Below are 21,610 nucleotides of genomic sequence, written 5' to 3'. Positions count from 1 at the left end.
TTCCCCTATCTTATCAATCATCTTGGAAAAATATAAGGACTCGACGTGACATAATTACCCTATACCTGATAAAATATTCGCTCTCCTGCTAGGAATGGCACACAATGATCAGCACAAAGCTTCGGCATTTTCTCCCGCATCCAATTACGTACGGACTCGTTCCCCATTTGAAACGCGTAATATCCGATAATCGAAATCAGCATCATGCCTTCGATTAGAACAAGCTCGTCCACAGCAATGTTCGCAGTTCCGTAATATCCCTCTAGGAATATGTCTCTGTGTGCTGCGGGAGCCATCATCGCCCCCATGGCGATGTCTGTCCAATCGTATCCCGGGCCAAAGAATCCGAAGTCAATAAAGCTTAATTGACCTTCAGGAGAGATAATCATATTACCAAAACCTAAATCACCGTGAATAAGTCCCCATCTATCCTCGGTTCCGAATTGCTCAAGTTTATCGTTGATAAGATGAATGCATTTCTCGATGATCGCGACATCTGAAGGCACAAATAAACCGAGTTCCAACCCTGTATGTATTGTTGAAATCAAGTCAACATTATATGCAATCCCTTGCTCTGGTCGATTCTTTACCCGATCGCGCGGATACTGACGGTAAAATTCATGGAGTTCAGCAACTTGAGATCCGAGCAGCTTGACCAATTCTGGCTTCTGAACGTCCTCCTTCTGAAGATCCCTACCGTCCAGCCACGTTAGTACCGAACAGTTCAATCGCTGCCCTTCATGTTCGATGACGGTAATCAATTCCCCATCTTGATTGCGCAGCGGCGACTGTACCAGCAGGCTGCTCTCCTTCGCCAAGGCTTCCAGCATGAACAGTTCACCCAGCAAGCCTTCATAAGTATGTTGCAAGCCTGTCATACTTTCTTTAAACGGCTGATGAACACGCAGGACATAAGTGCTGCCGTCAGCGTCGCTCACTTTATATGTCCGATTCTCATTATGCCTCAGGAAAGTGATTTCAGGCTTATGGAAGCGAAAACAGTGTAAAATGTGATGTAATTGTACATCTGTCATCTTCAATTTCCTCTCATCGATGATTATGTAGACATGTCCAAAATACTATATAGCCAGTCTACTTCCTAATGTTGGGATTGTCTACAACGCTATGAATATCCAAAGATGTTTATAGCACGGTTATCATTATTATTGCTCGCTTAAACTAGATAAATTGCTCCCCTTCTCACCTTTTCATAAAGGAGGATCGGGCAAGCGCCCTCAGCTCCATGTTACGTGTCACATGCTGAAGACGTTTGCCCATATCGACGTGTATGCATGAGGCGGGCTAAGCGATTCACAGATTATCCAGAAACAGCATGCTGCATTGCTCCATACGAGCATACTTTATGCAGCTAGTAAGGCTTCAAAATGGTGGAACATCTGCTTATAATCCCGCTGCTTCTGTTTATAACGCATCTGATTCGACCTAGAGTACATATTTAATACAGGAACGAGATCCTGTTCTCCCTGCACAAGTCTCAATACCTCATTGACTTCTCCATTGACAAATGCAATAGCGAGTGCCCGTATGTGGCTTTGAGCTTCCACATTGTCAGGCAGGGCCGCTTCTTCCATGTATTCATCTTCCTTCACATCAAGCAGCACCTTCCGTGCTCGATGATATGCAGCCTTCACCGCCCCTTCCGTTGTCTTCAGCTTATTTGCAGTGTCAGCAACAGAATACCCGAGTACGCTGCGCATAAGGAGGACGGTTCTTTGCAGAGGAGACAAGTGTGTCATCATATATTGGAAGGCGGCTTCAATGTCAATTGTACTATTCTCTTGTATAGGATCATTGTGTTCTTGAGATTGAAGCTGCTGCTTTACCAGAATTTGATCCAATCGATGTCTTCGGCGTACTTGGTCAATCCAAGCGTTCTTGGCTGTACGCAGCAGCAGCGCTTCAGGGTTGTTGTGTTCTAACTCCTTGTTACGGGCTAGAATCTTGACCCACGTATCCTGTACGAGATCCTCAGAATCCCATTTGGAATGTGTGAGAGAGAGGCAATATCTGTTCAGTACGTCGTTCAACTGCTTCAGATTAGGTTGTTCGACGCTCTGCACTTGATCTAGATTGGTCATCCTTCACAGTCAACTCCTTCATTCGCTCGTTCTCGCTTTCACTTCATCAGCCTTCTTCATGCCTAACATGAATCATTCATGGCGGCAATTATGGTGTATCTTCTTATCAGTAAACGAATGAAGCATGCATTGCGTTACGCAACCTTGTGAAAAAAACTTTTGTCCTCTGAACCGTATCTTCTGCTGCGATCCATTCGTTTTCTGGATATTCCACAGTGGAAAAACAGAGGAGGTATTACCATGTCCAACTATATCCCATATGTTGTTGAGCAAACGAGTCGAGGCGAACGCTCCTACGACATCTATTCCCGATTGCTGAAGGATCGAATTGTTTTTGTCGGTTCTGAAATTAATGATAGTCTGGCCAATAGTGTTGTTGCGCAGCTCCTTCTTCTTGCAGCGGAGGATTCAGACAAAGACATTTATATGTACATCAATAGTCCAGGAGGCTCGGTCACTGCAGGATTTGGCATCTATGACACAATGCAATACATTAAGCCGCAGGTTCATACCATCTGTACAGGATTAGCCGCCTCCTATGGATCGATTCTGCTGTTAGCAGGAGCCAAGGGCAAGCGCTTTGCACTACCCAATAGCGAAATCATGATTCACCAACCCCATGGAGGCGCTCAAGGACAGGCAAGCGACATTGCCATCAGCGCCAAACGCATTCTCAAGATGCGCGAGAGACTTGTGCAATTAATGGCTGGCCATACTGGTCAGCCCGCCGAACGAATTGAGAAAGACATGGATCGCGACTACTTTATGACTGCAGAAGAAGCGCTTGAATATGGGATTATTGACAAGATACTCAAGTAGTACGTGACATGAGCGATCAAGCTGCTATCCAAGTGCATTAGTCAGCTTGATCGCTTATGATCTGCTTTCTTTATTAAATCTAGCCAATCGACATGCTTGTAATTCCTCCAATTGCACTTTATCAATAATTTCCTTAGCAGCGAGTCAGCTGATAAGCGAAGCTAATATGATGGCGGAATGCATGACGGCAAGATACAGCCCCTTCTTAGATTCGTGATATCCGATTATCGGATACCCATCCCCGGGCAGGCCTCATGCCAACCTCGATGCTTCTCAGATGAAGCTCTTCCCCACCTTTTATCGTATGGCGATGCGTCTCATAAGCGCGATGGACAAGTTTCGTTGGAAATGAATTCCCTTGAACTTATTATAGGAATCATAAATGTAAGCAGTCAACGGATGGACTACGAGGCGAATCGAATGATGAAACTTGCCCTAGGCTTACAAATTCGTAATGATATTGAAAGCTTGATCGATAGGTAGAGCCAAAGTCTTATTGTATGATCTATGTATCAGAACAAGATAAGAACAATAACTACTAGAGGTGAACATAAATGAAAGAAAATAAAGTAATATCGGCATTTTCGTACTGGAGCGTTCTCTTTGCGCCTATCTTATTCCCTGTTTTAGCCTGGATTGTTGGAGATTCGGTAACAAGAAGCCATGCCAAACGTGCGCTATGGACTCACCTTATTCCAAGTATCGCGGTCATTATTGCGGTAATGTTGTTTGGCTTAATTGGGGTTAGTGTACGCGACATTGGCGTCGCATGGGGAATCGGTGCAATTATCGCATTTTGTGTATGCGGAGTGATAAGCGTGTACTACTTTGTATGGAATATTATCAAAGGGATTCAGGTTATCAATTCTTAATTCATTTCGAATCAGATTCTTCTTCCCTGCATGACTTGAAATTATATACGCCACACAAAGGTACCTCTTTCGAAATGGGATAGAGGTACTTTTTGTGGCGTATCCTATTTATATTCAAATGACAGCATTCCCCTTAATTCTCTACAGATTTCCCCGACATTCATATTGGAACGAAGGCTCAGTCTGTATAAAATAACCATTTCTGACCCTAGCGACCCAGTTCTGGAACAACTCTTTCCATTCTACGGTTCCGAAGAAATCATTGAGCGGCTTCGTCGAATCCCATTCGATAATAAAATAAGGTTGAACTAAGGGATTCCAGATTCCGATACTGTTTACTCCCTTTTCCTTAATCAACAGCATAGGCAATCCGTATAGATACGCCATAGAAGGTTCAATTTGCAAGAACGGTGCTCCCTCCCAAGACGGCGCTGGTGGTTGTGAGCCAGTATTGGTCTGCGTATACATTGCGAACACCTGCTGCAAATTAGTGGCTATGAAACCGTAGCTGGATAGGATCATACGGCGTACACTCGTTAAGGTTTTCTCCGGGTACTGTTCTGTATCGGGCAGCGTACGAGGAAAGAGAAGCGCGTTCTGAATCTCTGTAATTAAGCGACTTAAAAATCTCAACTGTGTATTATTTAGTGTACTAGGATGGCTGAGAAATACAGGAACACGGAATGCCATATCAGCAGTACTTTGCAATATTTCCATCGAGCTGTTGCAGTTGTCATCTTCAAACCCATGATTGCACAAAATTAACACCCCCCTATCATTACAATTATATGAAATGATAAGGAAGGATGACGCGGTCAAGCAGCTAGAAATAGAATTGAAATACGCCCGTTTTGCATGTGCTGTCCAGGTTCAAGACATAACTTCATTATTCTTTTTTTCAAAAATATTAAGCGATAAGCAGTTATTTTCCGATAGATAACATGAAAGCAAATTACTAATAACATGCAAAATGATGGAGGGTTACATAGATGCGTATTGAATCTTATTATCGAATCCCGCCTGCCGCGAAGCGATCCAAAGCACAATCTGAGCCGTTATTTGCGGACACAATGAAGGAAATACAAAAGCAGGAATCAGATGAAAAAGAGAATAAAAAGGGCAAACTCGTAACGACCCGCGAAGACGGCTATATTCGGCAATATCTCGTCAGACCAGACGGCAGCAAAGTATTGTTAGGCGAAACAAAACAGACTTTTGGTGAATTCATTGGCAATGCTGAGTCGTCCGTAGCTCAACAGCCGGTTAACAATCTATCCAGCAATTCCAGTCAAAGTACGCAAGATATGATGGCATTATTGAATTTCTATGCTGGAGCAGTAAATACGTCACCAGTGAATCAACAGCAGCTATATGCTTTGAAGGATTAGAAGTGAATTCACAAACGAACAGAGGGATACTCACTCCCTCTGTTCAACTACTTCCCCATTTTCCGTATGGACCTACAATTATGGTTTCATCACTCATTTCCACTTTACCTTATATTGCTTCCCATTCCTGCGTTTTCTCTTCCTCTTATTACAAACAATTGATCTGCTAGGAACAAGCTCCCGGGTTGACGGGAATAATGGCGCCCTATACAATGTAGAGAATTACAACCGTATACTTCTTCGTATAACTTTGGAAATATGGTCCAATCGTCTCTACCGAGCTGCCGTAAACAGTTTGACTACGAGGAAAAGAATGCTTGCTATGTGGGATCGGATTGAGCGCTAACTCTTCTATCTAGCATGGACAGGCTGTTCTTGCTCCTTACCGTCAAACTTTAGTTATCAGAACTAAAGTTTTTTTGTATTTATATGGGTGCTTTATCCCCACACTATTCATACAACGAGAAAAGGAATGTGATTTCGAATGAATTGGAGCAAGCAGCATTGGAACAATCGAATTGCCGCAGCGGGCAGAATGAAGTCTGCTGATCTTGTCATCACGAACGGAAAGATCGTTGACGTCTTCAATCTAGAAATTATGGAAGGTGATGTCGCGATTGTAGATGGCATTATCGTAGGAATTGGCGGCAGCTATGAAGGAGATCGCGTCATCGATGCGAAAGGCCGCTATATTGCACCCTCTTTCATCGATACGCACGTTCACATTGAATCTGCTATGGTTACGCCATCCGAATTCGCTCGTGTTGTACTTCCGCATGGAGTTACGACGGTCATTACAGATCCCCACGAGATTGCAAATGTTGCGGGAGCGGATGGCATTCAATATATGCTCGATGCCTCTGAAAATCTGCCGCTGGACGTCTTTGTCATGCTCCCATCGTGTGTCCCTTGTACGCCATTCGAGCATGCCGGAGCGAAGCTGGATGCTGCCAGTCTGGAACCCTTCTACACTCACCCACGCGTCCTAGGATTGGCGGAAGTGATGGATTACCCTTCTGTACGCCGTGGTGATGCGGATATGGTGGACAAGTTGTTATCATCGCATCGGCACGGCAAACTGATTGACGGCCATGGTGCTGGATTAGATGAAGAAGCTATCAATGTGTACCGATCTGTAGGCATTCGCAATGACCATGAATGTGTGACAGCTGAGGAAGCAAAGGCAAGACTGCGCAGAGGTATGTATGTCATGCTGCGCGAGGGATCGGTTGCGAAGGATGTTGAGGCGCTCATCCCGGCTGTTACAGCGAGCAATGCCCGCCGCTGTGTGTTCTGTACCGACGATAAGCACTTGGATGAGCTGCTCCATGAGGGCAGCGTTGATCATAATGCACGCCTTGCTATTCGATACGGTCTTGACCCGCTGCAAGCGATTCAGATGGCTTCTCTGAATGCAGCTGAATGCTTCGGCTTGCATGCGAAGGGTGCGATTGCCCCAGGGTACGAGGCAGATCTGTTATTGTTGGATGACCTGCAGGAACTGACGATTGCTCAGGTGTACAAAGGCGGAAGCTTAGTCGGCGAGAATGGCCAGTATACAGGGCCGAAGATCCAAGCAACTGATATCCCTGCCCCTTTATTGAAGACCGTACATCTGTCTGAGATTACGGAGCATGATCTGCAAATTGAACTGGGTGAAACAGAACGACACTGCCACATTATCGGCATTAATCCGAATAGTCTAATCACGACACATCTTATTGAGGAAGTAGACGTAGCGAATGGGTACTTCTGCCCTTCTACCAAGAAGGATCAATTGAAGATCGCCGTGTTCGAGCGACATCACCATACTGGCTGTGTTGGACTAGGCATTGTGAAGGGATTTGGCATACAATCCGGAGCGATTGCCTCTACCGTAGCACATGATTCGCACAATTTAGTTGTAGCCGGAAGCAACGATCAGGATATGCTGACAGCTGTTCAGGCGCTGCGTGACTTAGAGGGCGGCTTGGTTGTAGTAAGCCAGGGCGAAGTCCTCGCTTCGATCGAGCTTCCGCTGGCAGGATTGATGGCGAAGGGCGAATATACGGAGGTACTTGATCGTATGGAACGTCTCAATGATGCATTGGCACACATTGGCGCTTCACAGGAGTTCAATCCTTTTGTCACCTTGTCATTCCTCTGCTTGCCGGTTATTCCGGAACTGAAGCTGACCGATATGGGCTTGTTCGATTTTGCTAGCTTTACGCATATTCCAGTGTCCGCTCATTCATAAATCAATCTGATATTACCATCCCATTCCCACACGTTTTCGACCTGCAAATAAGAGAATGGATGCTGCTCTATCACATAAGGAGGAGCAATATGTTGCGAAGAAAGTTGATCGCTGAAATCGCGGATCGAATCGTAGATTTGAGATTAGACCATCCGATTCGTGTGGGGATTAGTGGAATCACTGCATCTGGGAAGACAACACTTGCAAATGAGCTAGCTGAGGAACTTCAATGTAGGCAAAGTCGCGTGATTAGAGCTAGTATTGATCACTTTCATCATCCAAGGCAAATTCGCTACAGACAAGGCAAGGATTCTGCAACCGGATATTACGAGGATGCTCATGATTATGAGTCATTCAAACAAAAGCTTCTCGTTCCCCTCGGGCCCAATGGTAGCCTGTATTACCAGACGATCTCATTGGATCTAGCTCAGGATGTATATGTGAATCCAGAATTGCAATTAGCAGCCAAGGATTTGATTGTAATCATCGATGGAACCTTCTTACTGAAAAAGGAGCTGCGGACGCTCTTCGATTTCAAGGTGTTTGTAGATACGGATTATGCAATTGCTAGAAATAGAGGGGCACTGCGGGAGGCACTTGCTTTCGGAAGTTATGAGAAGGCGGAAGCTGTGTTTGTGAATCGATATCATGCAGCATCCCAGCTGTATATTGAGGAACACGCTCCACAACTGTGCGCAGATGTCATTGTGAACAATAACGATACTTGCAATCCATACATTGTTGCATGAACGATGAGGGCGGCCTTCCTGCTGCAGGATTAGCCGCCCTTGACGTTTTATGTATGAAGTTCGTAATAGATCTCTTCTGCCTGCTGGAAATCAACATTATTTTTATCTAAATCGGCAAATTTATGAGCGATCACGAACCCGCATTGCTCAACGATGCTGTCGAATTCATTCGGTAGATACAGTCTCAAATGAAAATCCTCGTATTCGGTACGTACAGATCTATTATCGATATACAACTCATAGGAAATCATCGAGTATAAAATTTGTTGGTCCGTATCGTAAGCATTCTTGCTTCGCAGTGCTACTTCTACGGAGTCCTTCCCTACCCTCCTGCCTTCCTCGAACGCTGCCAAATCGAATTGCTGTTGATTAATGCTAGTTTGTCCAATTCCACGATAAGGAAGGTCGGATTCAACACTTAACACGATGCGACCTGTCGGAGTTAGACAATTCTTCATAACTTGGAGAGCCTTGATTACCTCGTCCCGATCCGTTAATAAGGAAAATGATCCAGCTGCAATAAAGATTAAATCATACTTCGCAATCGACGTATCAAAGTTGTTGAAATCACATATATCAATATGTGTACTGAAGCCTAATGATGTGAGCTTCTCTATACATCTATGTATCATATCCGCAGACAAATCGAATCCATCGATCTGATAACCTTGTTCAAGAAATGGGACTAGAAACCGACCTGATCCGCACATAGGCTCTAATATTCTCATTGTCTTATCGGCATAAGACATCCAGAAGTCCATTTGTTCCTTCGGTGCCTCTGGCTTATCCAAATCGTAAAATAAGGAGCATAACTCTCCATAATATTGCTTCTCCATACTCTATTCCCCCTGAGCAATTGATTTTTGGACTGGGACATAAATATCCATGACGACATTGCTCTGTCCGTGGCAGCGTTCATCATAAAATTCAAAATCGAGCTTGGATTCATCGTATACATATTCACTGTTCGGGAACCATTCCTCGAAAATGTAGGTCCAGGTTGCTTGAACGGCCGCAGCTAGCGGATCTGCATCATAAGCTGCATCGCTTCCGAAATAATCGACTGGCGGTGTTGTGAAGACGGCATAATGTGCCTCAGGAACTTCGACAGTTATCATGTCGGGAGTAACCTTGCTATAATCTTTAACGATTACGCCAAATAAATAGACAATATTCCCTTCAGCTGATGCGGGGATACAGATTCCTACCTCGCCGTGCTCCGGCGGAGTTAATTGCTCATACATCTTGCTTTCCAAATTGTCTCCGATATACGTATCCCAATAGGCTGCGATGTCTTTCGTATACCCGTTCGCCAGATTCGTGTAAATGCCATAGCCAGCTACTTTGAATTCGGATTTTGTTACAAAAATAGGGTGCATTCTGTCTCCCTCCAAATGAATGTATAGATTGCTTGAATGCCATGCTTTGAACTTAGTAAGATAGACGGTCGGACTGTAGCTAAATTCTTTGCGGAAGGATTTGGAAAAACCGCTTGCTGTTTCGAACCCGTAATCTAGGGCAATATCAATAATTTTACGGTTCGTGAGCAGCGATCTCCTTGCCTGAATCAATCTTTTCTTACGCACAAAATCCATCAGAGGCATACCTTGGTGGACGCTGAATACTCTGCAAAAATGATATACCGAGTATCCGATATGCTCTGCAATTTCAATGGCAGTAAGCTCTCTGGTTAGATTTGTTTCGATATACTCGATACTGCGCTGAATATCGTCCTTGTAATCCAATGCAAAATCTGTCCTTTCCTCTAGCAGTGGTTCGTTGTTACCTTTATTGTATCTGTTCTGTGGGATAGATGCTGTTCCAATCTTGCTAAAGGCTTGTATGTTTGCAAAAAAAGAAATGTCCTCAAGCTTGCGTATCATTGATACGACAAAACCTGAAGACATGTGAACGTCGAATTACAGTCAAGCGAACCGTGATGAAGAGCCTAAAACAATACAGGCAAGCTCGCAAGTGAACGCATTGAGTCCTTGTTATAGGTCAGATGCTCGGGATCAATTGCCAGGCGCAGATTAGGCAGTCGTCGCAGCAGTGTGCGGAAAGCAACCTGACCTTCCAATCGGGCCAATGGGGCGCCTAAGCAGTGATGAATTCCCTTGCCAAAGGTTAAGTGCTCATTCTCTTCACGCGTAATGTTCAGAGTACCGGGATTCGCAAACTTATGCGGATCAAAGTTGGCTCCGTTCAACGTGATCACAATCATTTCGCCCTTACGAATCGTCTGACCGTGAAGCACTATATCTTCGCCCGCAATGCGGCTGCCAAGCAAGACTGGACCAGCGAAGCGCAATAATTCCTCCACTGCGGAAGGCACCAAAGAGGAATCGTTCTGGAGCAGACGCATCTGATCTGGGTGCTAAAGCAGAGCCAGCGTGCCGTTGGCGATCAGATTGAATGTCGTTTCATGTCCGGCGGAGATAAGCAGCCATATGGTCGATAGGAGCTCATTCTCGCTTAAATGATCACCTTCGTCATAGGCCTGAACGAGACTGCTGATTACATCGTTTCCAGGATTTTTGCGTTTCTCGGTTAGAAGTAATTGAATATATTGAATAAATTCATTCAGTGTGGCAACAACCGCCTCACTTTCCTTCGGATCCAGTGAGGCTTGCCCAAGTGTACGCGTCCATTCTCGGAATTGGCTTCGCTCAGCGACGGGAATGCCAAGCATTTCCGAAATGACGGTGATAGGAAGCGGATAGGCAAAATCCGATACAAGATCCATCTTTCCCTGCTCCTGCACAGCATCCAGCAATTCATCGGCAATCTGCTGAATACGGGGATGTAGCTCCTCAATCATGTTGGGGGTGAAGGCTCTGGATACCAGCCTGCGCAGCCTGGTATGATCGGGCGGATCAACAGTGAGCATATTCGGCATGTTGATCACCCATTCCATCAAGGCATTCACGGATGCGTTCTCCTCTATGGGTTGTTCCCTTGGTGTCAGCTTGCGGATGTCCTTGATGAAGCGAGGGTCTTTTAATATTGCAACAACATCATCGTGGCGAAATGCGAGCCATGCTTCCCCCATGCCAAAAAAATTATCAAGGCGGTACAGCGGTTCCTGCTGCTCATAAAATTTCGCATAAAATGAGACGACATCGTGCATTGGTTCCGTAGAGATAAAGTCGTCACTCGTTAATCTCTTCATATTTTCGCTCCTTTTCACATTCGCCGTTTCCATAATCATTGGGTCATGCATTCGTGTCAGTCGTGTCCGATGCAATTCCATGGCGGATCATGCAGCAGAAGCTTTTCATCTCATCAAGCAAGACATCAAGGCATTCTTCCTCAATGTTATCAATATCCTTGAGCTCCTCAATAAACTTCCTTTGGAAATGCTCCAGCGTAATCTTGATTAGCTCAAAAGCTTGCTTGCGCTGAACGCCTTCTCGCAGCTGAACTTTTTCAAATAATCGTTCCCACTCTTGATACCTGAGGGCAATTGCGTGCCCATACTTCAGCTCAATGTCTTCTTTCAGTTCATCAGGCATCAAATAGAAAGCCTCGTACACCAATTTGTATTCATTCGCGTGTTTACGAAAGTAATTTAGTTTTAAGCGGCTGATCGTATCTATAGCCTCAAAAAAATCCTCGTTATCGAGTATGTAGTCCGCTCGAATTTTGCTTGATAACTTTTCAATGCAATGATTCAATAAGCTGAAATAAAGCTTCTTCTTGCTGGTGAAATGATGAAATATTAAAGCCTTCGATGTGCCGGCTGCTTCAGCCAGCATCCCGGTCGAAGTGTTTTTATAACCATTGCTCGCGAATACGGATATGCAGGCCCTCAACACTTTTTCTCTTTCGTAGAGCCTTACAGGCAAAGCTTCTCCTCCTTCACTTTTTACTAACCTTTCGGTCAGTATCGATCATATGATGAAACGATCCAAATATGCCGCCCTCATCCTTTTTCATTATGAAATTAATCTCAAGACAAAAAGAGTTCAAGCCAATCCCCTCTAGGGAGACTGGCTTGAACATCTAAACATAAAATACGAATATAAAACACCCGATTACTTCGTTTATTATTTTAGCAGAAATAGTATTACATGATTGTATCTCGATATCGATATAAAAGCTTAACCCGATTGATCATTTTTTAGTTCTAGATGCAGCAATGGAAAAGGTCGGCCTGTTCCGTCGAGAACTGAACGCCCTATCTGTGCGTACGAAGCCATATGTCTACTAATCGTTCATGGTATTTCGCATCATACGCGACAATTGGGTACCTCATTATCGACTCTCCCATGTATGGCTCGCTACCTGGCCTGATCATCTGCATACCGGCCAGAACGACCATTTATTCAAAAAAATTCACTTGGATACTGCACAACCCCGGAAGCGTGATCCAGAGCGTGCTCTTGCAGCTCCAATGCCATAAATACCTCGTCAGGCACTTCAAAAGGTGGTTGTATCCCCCATATTGAGGCTTTCTTGAAGCCGAACTTTGGATAATACTGAGGATGACCCAATACGATCACAGAACTGTATCCCAACTGTACAGCTAGCTGCAGTGCTTCACGGATCAGCTTCTTTCCAATTCCGAGAGCTTGGTATTCCGGTAACACGGATACGGGAGCCAAGGCGAGTGAATCTACGGTGTGCTGATCTCCACGAATTGTTATTCGAGATAACAGGATGTGACCGACGATACGATCACTGAGAACAGCGACTAAGGATAACTCCGGAATGAATGCGTCGGATTGCCGGACACGGGATACTAATTCATGTTCCTTTTGATCACTGAATTCCAATGCGTCGAATGCCTGTTTCACAACGGATTCAGTCACTTGGTAGTCTGCTTGTGTTTCTTTTCGAATGATGATGTTCATGTTTTCTCCTTCTTGATATATCATAATGTTTTCTTATTCATGAAATCAAACGTATCGTTGCCGCATGAGTCGCAGCCTCGGTGCTTGAGCTGCTCTATCGTTGCGATCTCACATTGGCTGCCAACCGGGATCTTGCTCCCACACTGTTTACATTTGTACGTACGCATCGTCTGCCTCACTTCACCTGTGTATAATGCATCCTCAAATGTCCCTGAGCAATCCGGTATGGTACGTTCGGTCGTCTTGAGAATGATCATCTGGCTTCGATTCGCGATAATTTCTGCTCCTTCGTATTCATTGAATCGCGGCAATGTTGCACTCATCGTCAGCCCCATTCTCAGGAACTCACGCTGCATCGTGAACATGTAATCAGGTGACTTGTGTGCGAAGGATAAGAAAATCGGCAAGCCTTTTCTCTTCCGCAGTGCGCTAATACCTCGAGATACGAAGAGGCTCATCCCCTGCAGCGTATACGGGGGATCTGTGAAGAAACAATCGAACTTCCCATGCAAGTTTGCCGGCAGTGGTTCTCTCAAATCGTGATAGATGCATTGAATCGGCAATCGTTTTTGCTGTGCCACATCATGAATGTAATGTAAAAATCGCTCATCCATGTCAACGACATGCACTGCTGTTTTGGAATGTCTCCCATTAGGGAATAGAGCTTGAAGCAGCAGTCCAATTGATACGCTAACCAAATCGTCGTCGCCCACACACATAATCTGTTTCCCAATTAAGAATTGCTGCTTCAAACAAAGCACTGCTCTGCGTAAGCTAGTCTCCGGTGTACATTTGGATTGATCGATTCGAGTATCGGCCTGTGGACGATACTTCATGATTTCCCGCAAATCGGCTAATACATGGTGCAGATCGGAATGAATCCCATTTTCGAAAGCCATCAGCTCTTGATATAGGCTTCTATGGATTCCGAGATATCCCCATTGTTCCTCAACCCATGCTTTCCCTTTCACGGTACAGCGTGCTCCTTTATCCTGAACAATGGCCCCGACCTTGATAAGTTCCCGTTTAACGGCAGCAGCAGTTGGTATCGGAATAAGAGCTTTCCGGGCCAATTCTTTGGTAGAGATTCCAGGGTTCAAATAACATTCCAACAAGAGCTGCTCGATGACAGTGATCCCTTCTTCCAAGCGTACGCCTTCATTTGCGATGTCGATAAAATTGCGCATTGCGTTAATCCTCCTTTGTGGTGGAATGACGCTCATTCATGGCACACAAAAAAGGCGCAGAATGAACAAACGTCATTCTACGCCCTTCTTGATTGATACCTAAATAAGCCCTTAAATAAAGCAAAAATCCGTGCTTCAAGAAGCACGGATGCGGGTTCAATAAATAGGCATACTTATGACCTAAGGCAAGTATGATATCCGTTGTTCTTAACTAATTCCGAGGGTACGCAAAGCCACAGCAAATAAATACTGCTAAGCAGCAACACTTCTCACTGGCATTACATATTCCTCACTATGGAATTTGATTAGTTAAGAACGACCGCCAACATCAACATCTCTCCCTAGAAAATTTATGCATTTATCGTAACACCTTGTAAATGTACATGTCAAGTTACTGATTGTACTCTCTATCACGTGCCGCAATAAGTCCGGTAAGGACGGGAAGGGTTAGGCGGCAATTCGCAGTATTCATCCTGATCCGCAGAGTACGCAAATGGATTCGCGAGAACATCCAACAGCCGCTTCATCACGCTGAAATCCCCTTCTTGCGACGCTGCATCCAATGCTTCTTCAACTCGATGATTGCGCGGTATGACGGCTGGATTGCTGCTGCGCATAAGCTGAAGTGACTGCTCCTTGGATTGCGGTTGTTTGGCTAGTCTTGCTTGCCATTGCTTATGCCATTGTCCATACTCGGTGCTAGCGAATAAAGATGACTCTTTCTCACCAGTATTGAGGGTCAATGCACGGAACGTATTGGTATAATCAGCATGATGCTTCTGCATCAGATTCAGCAGGTCGTTAATCAAGGCTTCATCCTGCTCTTCTTCATTGAAAATGCCTAACTTTGCCCTCATCCCAGTCAGCCAGTGACCATGATATAGCTCAAAGTATTCATTTAGGGCTTCCTCGGCCAATTCCACAGCCTTCAACTCGTTGTCATGCAGCAGCGGCAAGATGGATTCCGCGAACCGAGCAAGGTTCCACCCGCCAATATTCGGCTGATTGCCATATGCATAGCGGCCTTCTCGATCAATGGAACTGAAGACGGTATCTGGATTGTACGCATCCATGAAGGCGCAAGGGCCATAATCAATCGTTTCACCGCTAATAGCCATATTGTCCGTATTCATAACTCCGTGAATGAATCCGACAAGCTGCCATTTAGCGATAAGCGATGCCTGACGTTTTATAACCTCTTTGAGCAGGATCAAATATCGGTTGTCACTGTTGTCTGCTGCTCCTGGGAAGTGCCTGTTCAGCGTATAATCAGCCAAAGTATGCAAATCCTCGGCTCCGCACCAATTGGATACGTATTGAAATGTCCCGACTCGTATATGACTCGCAGCGATACGAGTGAGTATCGCGCCCGGCAGCTCTGATTCACGTATGACTCCTTGACCGGTGGATACTACCGCTAAGCTGCGTGTCGTTGGAATGCCTAGACCGTACATCGCTTCGCTAATGATGTATTCTCGCAGCATCGGCCCAAGGGCGGCTCGACCATCACCACCTCGTGAATATGGGGTTCTGCCGGGGCCTTTAAGCTGAATATCGAATCGTTCACCTGTAGGCGTAATATGTTCGCCAAGCAGAATTGCTCTTCCGTCCCCGAGCATATTGAAATACCCGAATTGATGTCCAGCATAAGCCTGGGCGAGCGGCAGCGCCCCTTCTGGAATCGTATTGCCAGCAAGCGTAGCTACGCCATACTCGCTTCTTAATGCTTCTGCACTCAATCCTAGGGAGGCTGCGAGCGATTCATTCAAAACACGAAGTTCCGGCGCTCGTACAGGAGTTGGATTCAGCTTGGAAAAAAATGAATGTGGAAGACGGGAGTAACTGTTGTCGAAGTTCCATCCTGCGTCTAAATTAGAAGGTTTCTCGTCCATTGTATCTCCTTTTCATTCCTGCTATTTCGTATGTATCGTGCTGTTAGGGTTTGCTAACGTATATTTATTATACCTGTTCAGGTAAGCATGCGGCCAAGGTAAAGATAGATAAATCATCTAAATTACGCATTACCCTTCTCTATTCTTCTATTGACGGTGATAAGTTCTGTATAAATTAGCTTGCGAATAACTGAAGAATCTCATCAATAGTGGGAGCAAGCTGGCGATTGCCATTCTTGATTGCAGTGAAAGTAGGCACTGCCTGCTTCAATAAGTCATAGCTATAGTAATAATAACTAAAGAACGGTATTGGATCATATCCAGGCGGCTCCCCTTCCTCCCACTGTTCCTCATCCTCTTCCTCGCTCTCCGGCCATAAGTACTTTTCTTCTAGTAAGTCTTCCATCTTGTCAACCGCTTGCCCCGCCTCCATGTCTTGAAAGGCTAATGCGGAGGCAACAGCCGCGTAAGGCCTCATTTCGTTTTCCGTAATTTGTTCTGGTTGGCGAGCTCGATCCGCCAGCTTCTGCAGCAACACAAGCAGTACCCATGGCGTTACCTGCCACAATGTCCCCTGATGCTCGATTAAATTAGCCAATTCATGATATTTTCCTTCTTCAATCAGATGAGGTATATCCGTTCCCCTTCCATAGGCGGTTGTCATTCGGTGCCATGGAATGCTGTCTAATGAGGCGAGTCTATTCATTGCATAATCTCCTATCAAGTGCATGTATTTCCCTCGATATCCCCTTGGTTCACCTTCTCCACGGTGCTTCACTTCTCTTGGTTGTGCAAGTATTCTCGATATAACCATAGCGCTTCATCCAATTGATCTTCGCCTTCTAATAATACCATCACTGCATACGAGATCATGTCTACCCATTCGTCCATTTTTCGAACCTGTTCTTGGGAAAGCAGGCCATTGCTCTGCAGCATACCGTCAGGATATAAAGCCCATGCTCGGGATAGCTGGCAGATGCTCCAGAAGCACGATATCAAGATTCTGTTTACTTGCGGCTTCGCGAACTCATCGGCCAGAACTTCAATGATCTTCATCAGCTCGTGGAAATTATCTTCAATTAATTCACCGCGAAAAGGTCTCAGCATGCCCAAAAATCCATTCGACATTTTTTCGTGTTCGAAATCGTCATAATGGAAAGCATGGCATTTAAGAAGAAATAGCGCCTCGTCTTTCGTCATCTCATCTCCTCCTTTCTGAAAAAAGTTAGGTTCAATAGAAGCACTGTTACTACCTACAAAGAGTTTTCTCCCGTTATCTTACAGTTCTCGATAACCAGCCATAAATTGATCTCGTCGTAGTCTACGACGAACCCTTCTATACAGTAGCTTTTATATAAATATCCCCCCTGCTAGTCTGCGATACTGGAATGTCTTCCGTACTTTCCACCTCCAATCAAGTATATAAAGCCTGTTCTTGCAACACAATCACACGAATGACCTAGTTGAACTGTCCAAATGGTAAAGGACGCCCATCTAGGGCGCCCTTGTCCTGCAACTCGTTTACAACTTGTTTTGGTTCATTAGGCTTTCCTTCCTGCCCATACATCCTTCACATATCTTCCGTCGGCCCCTAGCTGCTCCAGCCATCTATTTGCTTTCGTCTCGCTAACACCATGAACGTCTTGATACATTTGCTTAAGTGTTGCCTCCACATCTGGTGACATAGCGCTCCCGTCTCCGCACACATAGAACTGTCCCCCTTGATCAAGGAGACCGATTACTTCTTGCTGACGCTGCTTGATCAGGTGCTGGACATAGGTTTTTGGTTGACCCTCGATACGAGAGAATGCGGTGTGTACCGTAACAATCCCCTCTTGTTGATAATGCTCCAGTTCTTCTTCATAGATGTGATCCGTCGCATCTCGACAGCCGAAATAAAGATATGCGCTGCCGAGCGGAATCCCTTGCTCCTTCATGGCTTGCCGAGCTTGAAGAAATCCACGGAATGGCGCAATTCCTACCCCCGGGCCTACCATAATAATAGGTGTGCTTGGATCCTCTGGCAGCCGGAAATTGGACTGCGGTGGCTGAATAAACATCCTGATGGATTCGCCTGGTTGTCTGTCGGCAAGATAGTTAGAAGCAACTCCTCGATATTCATGTCGTCCATCCCAAGCCGGACTCTGTACGACCCCTACCGTGAGACTAATCTGATTCGGCTGTACATGAGGAGAGCTGGATATCGAATAGTATCGTATTTTTAGTGGCGGGAGCAGCCCTAGAAAGCGCTCGAATGTCATTGAGCAAGCTTCATATTTCTCTAGTAAATCTAACATTGATACGCGCTTCTCAAGGATGTTCCGTCTAAAGGCCTCTGCCTCAAGCAGCGCTTCTAATTCAATTCGATGCGGAGGACATACCGTCAATGCGGCAAGCTCGCGAATTTGCGCTCGGCTGGCAGGCTCCTGAAGTTCGACGCTCCGGCTTAGAAGATCATGTATCAACACAGGTCGATGTAACGGCAAATGGGAAGAACGGTTCTCTATTGTTCGCAACACCACGTGATCGCTTCCATTTAAGTCAAATCTGTTTATTACCCGTTCGACTAGATTATCCGAATTGATAGGGAACACACCTAAATGATCCCCTTCAAGATAAGACACTCCTTCAGGTAGTTCAATCTCGATATGACGTGTACTACGCCCGTTTCCGCCCCTTTGCAGCTCGTGATTGTCTATGACCGTTGCACAATGGACATGGTATGATTCGGCAAACGGTGATTCAACCGATATGTTTACAACCTCTACAGTTAACGAAGAAGCTGTCGATTCCTCTGTTCCATCAATTCCATCAAATTCTAATTCCAGTGAACGCATAACTGCTGGCCACAGCATAGCGCGCCACTCCTCCACTTCGGTGTCGAAGTCACCGCTGGCATCGCCATGGCCGACAGGCAGCAGTCGAGTTGCTCCTTTAGCCGCGAGTTGTTCATCCATGAACATGGGAATGCTCTGATAGGTACTAGGCCAGTTATGATCGCCGCAACCGAAGACGCAATAGCGAATTCCTGTCAATGCTTCCGGCCCCACTTCCTTCAGCCACTTCATGAAGCGTCGTGCATTGCTGGGCGGTTGACCGTTATATGATGCTGTTATGATATAGGTGATGCCTTCCTTGGGAAGACCATCTGCATAATCGTTAAGGGGTGCGACTTTACTTAGGAAGCCTAATTGATTGCCCTTCTCCGCCAGTTCGCGGGCAATGCCCTCTGCTGTGCCAAGATTGGAGCCGTATAATACGAGGAGCGGCGTATGGTGAAGGGATCGTTGTTGAAGCTCTCGGCTTAAGGCTGCTCCTTCATTAGACGGGTCACGATTTTCAATGTGAATGGCTGCGGCTCCGATTTTAGTGCGTCGCGGACGGACTTGCATGGTAAACCCTTCGGGCTTGATGGTCAGCGACTCCATAAGCTTCAATTGATAATTGGTGTGATCGATGAGTTCGAAATGTTTCAAGATTAAACCAAGCATTAGTGTCGCCTCTTGAAGAGCAAATTGCTGACCGATACAAGCGCGTTGACCGATTCCGAAAGGCTTATAAGCATCATGAGGGATTTGGCTTGGATCCTCGAATCGCTCTGGACGAAATTCGTTCGCATCAGATCCCCATACTGCAGCATCTCGGTGCAATTGAGGAAGCAGTAGGAGCAAGCGATCTCCCTTCTTCATCTCATATCGATCCGCCAGCAGCGTATCTTGCTTCACAAGCAAGTTGAACGCGGGTGCTGTCGGCCATAATCGCAGCGATTCATCGAGAATCATGCGAATGTATTTCAAATCCTTGATCTGTGTGTAGGTGGGAACGGGATCTTTCAATACACGATCTACTTCCTCATAGCCTTTTTGCAGCTTGTCGCGATTGTTCAGCAGAAAATACAGGGCGAATGACAATAATCCGCTTGTTGTCTCATGTCCGGCTACTAAGAACGTAATAATTTGATACCGAATGTTGGCGTCGTCCAGAGCTTCACCTGTGTCGGGATCCTTGCCTTGCAGCATGTAAGCTAACAAGTCATCTGCCTCATCGTGTCCGTGCGCTTTGCGTTCAGCGATAATCTTATCAACTAATGTGAACATGACATCAATGTCCTGCTGGAATTGCCGCCGGGTTTTGACCATAAGCTTATCCTGAATGCCAAGTCGCTGCGCTTGATTCAAGGATTCATCCAATGCCCGAACCATACTTGTTACAAATGGGTGGGGTTGATCACGGTAGAAGCTGTTAAAGCGGTAATTAAAGCCGCATAGCCCGATCGTATCCATCGCCAGTCTTGTCATATCCTCCGGCACCTCGATATGATCATCAGGATTTAGGCGCGACCACTTCTGGATTAACTGCATGGCGAGATCCAGCATCTTGTCAAAATAGCCCCGCATTGCTGTGCGGCTGAAGCTCGGGAGCAAAATATTATGGGCCTTCTTCCAGTTCGGCTCCTCCGTCTCAGAAGTAAATAAACCATCCCCTGCAAATGCTCGCACATTGTGTAATACGGTTTTATCTACGATTTTGCCGAAGCGAGCAGTGTCGCTAAATTCCTTGGCCAACTCGTAGCCAGAGACGACATGAAGCGTTCCAAATGGCAGCTTCATGCGGTAGATTTCACCGTATTCATCAGCAAGATTCATGAAAGACAAGATGGGGGTATTCGGATTCAGTTGAGGAATGTTGCCGAGAGGGCCGTAGGTTTTGGGTTGTGGAATCGCAATAGACATATGATATTGCCTCCTCTATATGGAATACAGATTCGTTCGTAAGAGGTAGCTCATGGATGTCAGTGTTACATTGCAGCAATAAACGATTGAAGTCAACAGTCGACAGGTAGGAATGAATATTCATTCCGTGTTGCAGAAGGGAACACAATCGAGTTAATGAGCTCGGATTGCATTCCAGCAGCATTCCTCCACTCCTACGAGGAGTTCGTGCGTTTCTTCGAGCACTTCTGCCCGGATTGTTTCGAACAATTTGACAAGCGCCCCGTAGAAGATAGAGATTAACGCATTTGGCGGCAATGGAGAGATAACGTTCTGCTGCTGGCCGTTGAATAAGAAGTGGCGAATAAAATCCATGCCTATTTCAAATGTTTTGAGGCTTTTCTCGTCCAATAATCGAGGATTCAAGTGAGAGTCAATGAACGAGAAGGCTTCCCTGTTCTCTTTCGCGAAATGGATGGTCTGAACAAAAATGTGATGAAATTGTTCGCGGACGGTTGCAGAATCAGGAAAGCCTTGTTTAACGGCACGGAAGAACTGCTCGGTGCATTCTTGAAACAAAGAATTCAGCAGCTCCTCCTTGTTCTCAAAGTAACGATAGATGGTGCCTGCGCCAACCTTGGCTCGTTCAGCGATCATCGGTACGGTAGTCGCGTCGAAACCGCGGTCAGTAAATAAATGCAATGCTGCGAGTAAAATATCGTCTCTTTTGTTCGTGGTCACTAGCTATCACCCTTTTCGCGGAATGAACGTTCATTCCCTTACATAATATCCCACCAAAA

The 21,610-nt window shown here is 45.6% G+C and carries 18 protein-coding genes, 1 pseudogene and 1 riboswitch; of the genes and pseudogenes, 5 read left to right on the top strand and 14 right to left on the bottom strand.

Translation table 11 applies throughout. The features are described from left to right. Window positions 1–59 precede the first annotated feature (59 nt). Together M3661_RS24305 and M3661_RS24300 are read right to left on the bottom strand one after the other, a co-directional pair. Window positions 60–1,034 carry a phosphotransferase enzyme family protein gene (locus tag M3661_RS24305; protein ID WP_251489358.1) on the bottom strand — a complete coding sequence of 325 codons (975 nt, stop codon included), beginning with the start codon at window positions 1,032–1,034 and terminating at the stop codon, window positions 60–62. A 327-nt stretch (window positions 1,035–1,361) separates the two neighbouring features. Next, window positions 1,362–2,099, bottom strand: coding sequence for an RNA polymerase sigma factor (locus M3661_RS24300; protein WP_065291790.1), 738 nt, complete (start codon window positions 2,097–2,099; stop codon window positions 1,362–1,364). A 240-nt stretch (window positions 2,100–2,339) separates the two neighbouring features. Here M3661_RS24300 and clpP point away from each other — a divergent pair, with 240 nt between their 5' ends. Further along, complete coding sequence (gene clpP / locus M3661_RS24295; RefSeq protein WP_065291791.1) at window positions 2,340–2,918, top strand: ATP-dependent Clp endopeptidase proteolytic subunit ClpP; 579 nt, start codon at window positions 2,340–2,342, stop codon at window positions 2,916–2,918. 554 nt (window positions 2,919–3,472) lie between these two features. Continuing rightward, window positions 3,473–3,790 (top strand): magnetosome magnetite crystal formation protein family, encoded by a 318-nt coding sequence (locus M3661_RS24290; protein ID WP_065291792.1) that lies wholly within the window; start codon window positions 3,473–3,475, stop codon window positions 3,788–3,790. Between the two features lie 141 nt (window positions 3,791–3,931). On the opposite strand, the gene M3661_RS24285 is transcribed toward M3661_RS24290, so the two are convergent. Beyond that, complete coding sequence (locus M3661_RS24285; RefSeq protein ID WP_251489356.1) at window positions 3,932–4,549, bottom strand: hypothetical protein; 618 nt, start codon at window positions 4,547–4,549, stop codon at window positions 3,932–3,934. A 230-nt stretch (window positions 4,550–4,779) separates the two neighbouring features. Between M3661_RS24285 and M3661_RS24280 the strand changes: the two genes are divergently transcribed. The 3 genes from M3661_RS24280 to M3661_RS24270 all read left to right on the top strand — a co-directional run bounded on the left by M3661_RS24280 (window position 4,780) and on the right by M3661_RS24270 (window position 8,163). After that, window positions 4,780–5,178, top strand: a complete 399-nt coding sequence (locus M3661_RS24280; RefSeq protein ID WP_251489353.1) for a hypothetical protein — start codon at window positions 4,780–4,782, stop codon at window positions 5,176–5,178. Window positions 5,179–5,398: 220 nt separating this feature from the next. Next, window positions 5,399–5,500, top strand: a riboswitch (purine riboswitch). Between the two features lie 162 nt (window positions 5,501–5,662). After that, window positions 5,663–7,414: an adenine deaminase gene (ade, locus tag M3661_RS24275; protein ID WP_251489351.1), complete on the top strand. Its 1,752-nt coding sequence runs from the start codon at window positions 5,663–5,665 to the stop codon at window positions 7,412–7,414. 89 nt (window positions 7,415–7,503) lie between these two features. Next, window positions 7,504–8,163: a nucleoside/nucleotide kinase family protein gene (locus M3661_RS24270; protein ID WP_065291795.1), complete on the top strand. Its 660-nt coding sequence runs from the start codon at window positions 7,504–7,506 to the stop codon at window positions 8,161–8,163. A 47-nt stretch (window positions 8,164–8,210) separates the two neighbouring features. Here the strand turns inward: M3661_RS24270 and M3661_RS24265 are convergent, their stop codons facing one another. The 11 genes and pseudogenes from M3661_RS24265 to M3661_RS24215 all read right to left on the bottom strand — a co-directional run bounded on the left by M3661_RS24265 (window position 8,211) and on the right by M3661_RS24215 (window position 21,551). Next, window positions 8,211–8,999, bottom strand: a complete 789-nt coding sequence (locus M3661_RS24265) for a class I SAM-dependent methyltransferase (RefSeq protein WP_251489349.1) — start codon at window positions 8,997–8,999, stop codon at window positions 8,211–8,213. A 3-nt stretch (window positions 9,000–9,002) separates the two neighbouring features. Continuing rightward, window positions 9,003–10,046: an AraC family transcriptional regulator gene (locus tag M3661_RS24260; RefSeq protein WP_251489347.1), complete on the bottom strand. Its 1,044-nt coding sequence runs from the start codon at window positions 10,044–10,046 to the stop codon at window positions 9,003–9,005. Window positions 10,047–10,111: 65 nt separating this feature from the next. After that, window positions 10,112–11,335: pseudogene (locus M3661_RS24255) on the bottom strand (cytochrome P450 family protein). A gap of 43 nt (window positions 11,336–11,378) precedes the next feature. Next, window positions 11,379–12,011 carry a TetR/AcrR family transcriptional regulator gene (locus M3661_RS24250; protein WP_065291797.1) on the bottom strand — a complete coding sequence of 211 codons (633 nt, stop codon included), beginning with the start codon at window positions 12,009–12,011 and terminating at the stop codon, window positions 11,379–11,381. Between the two features lie 480 nt (window positions 12,012–12,491). Next, a complete protein-coding gene (locus tag M3661_RS24245; RefSeq protein WP_065291798.1) occupies window positions 12,492–13,019 on the bottom strand; it encodes a GNAT family N-acetyltransferase in 528 nt (175 codons plus the stop codon). 20 nt (window positions 13,020–13,039) lie between these two features. Next, a complete protein-coding gene (locus tag M3661_RS24240; RefSeq protein WP_251489345.1) occupies window positions 13,040–14,206 on the bottom strand; it encodes a bis-aminopropyl spermidine synthase family protein in 1,167 nt (388 codons plus the stop codon). A gap of 410 nt (window positions 14,207–14,616) precedes the next feature. Next, entirely contained in the window at window positions 14,617–16,098 is a 1,482-nt protein-coding gene (locus M3661_RS24235) for a protein adenylyltransferase SelO (RefSeq protein WP_251489343.1), read from the bottom strand. Window positions 16,099–16,273: 175 nt separating this feature from the next. Then, the gene (locus M3661_RS24230; RefSeq protein WP_065291801.1) at window positions 16,274–16,804 is read right to left on the bottom strand and encodes a hypothetical protein; all 531 of its coding nucleotides are present in this window, start codon (window positions 16,802–16,804) and stop codon (window positions 16,274–16,276) included. A 68-nt stretch (window positions 16,805–16,872) separates the two neighbouring features. Continuing rightward, on the bottom strand, window positions 16,873–17,298 hold the full coding sequence (locus tag M3661_RS24225; protein WP_065291802.1) for a hypothetical protein: 426 nt from the start codon (window positions 17,296–17,298) through the stop codon (window positions 16,873–16,875). Window positions 17,299–17,639: 341 nt separating this feature from the next. Then, window positions 17,640–20,831, bottom strand: a complete 3,192-nt coding sequence (locus tag M3661_RS24220; RefSeq protein WP_065291804.1) for a bifunctional cytochrome P450/NADPH--P450 reductase — start codon at window positions 20,829–20,831, stop codon at window positions 17,640–17,642. Between the two features lie 153 nt (window positions 20,832–20,984). After that, window positions 20,985–21,551: a TetR/AcrR family transcriptional regulator gene (locus M3661_RS24215; protein ID WP_065291805.1), complete on the bottom strand. Its 567-nt coding sequence runs from the start codon at window positions 21,549–21,551 to the stop codon at window positions 20,985–20,987. Window positions 21,552–21,610: the final 59 nt, after the last annotated feature.

This window comes from Paenibacillus sp. MER 180 (assembly GCF_023713665.1).
Taxonomy (GTDB): domain Bacteria; phylum Bacillota; class Bacilli; order Paenibacillales; family Paenibacillaceae; genus Paenibacillus_B; species Paenibacillus_B suaedae.
This window is presented reverse-complemented; position numbering and strand designations above follow the sequence as displayed.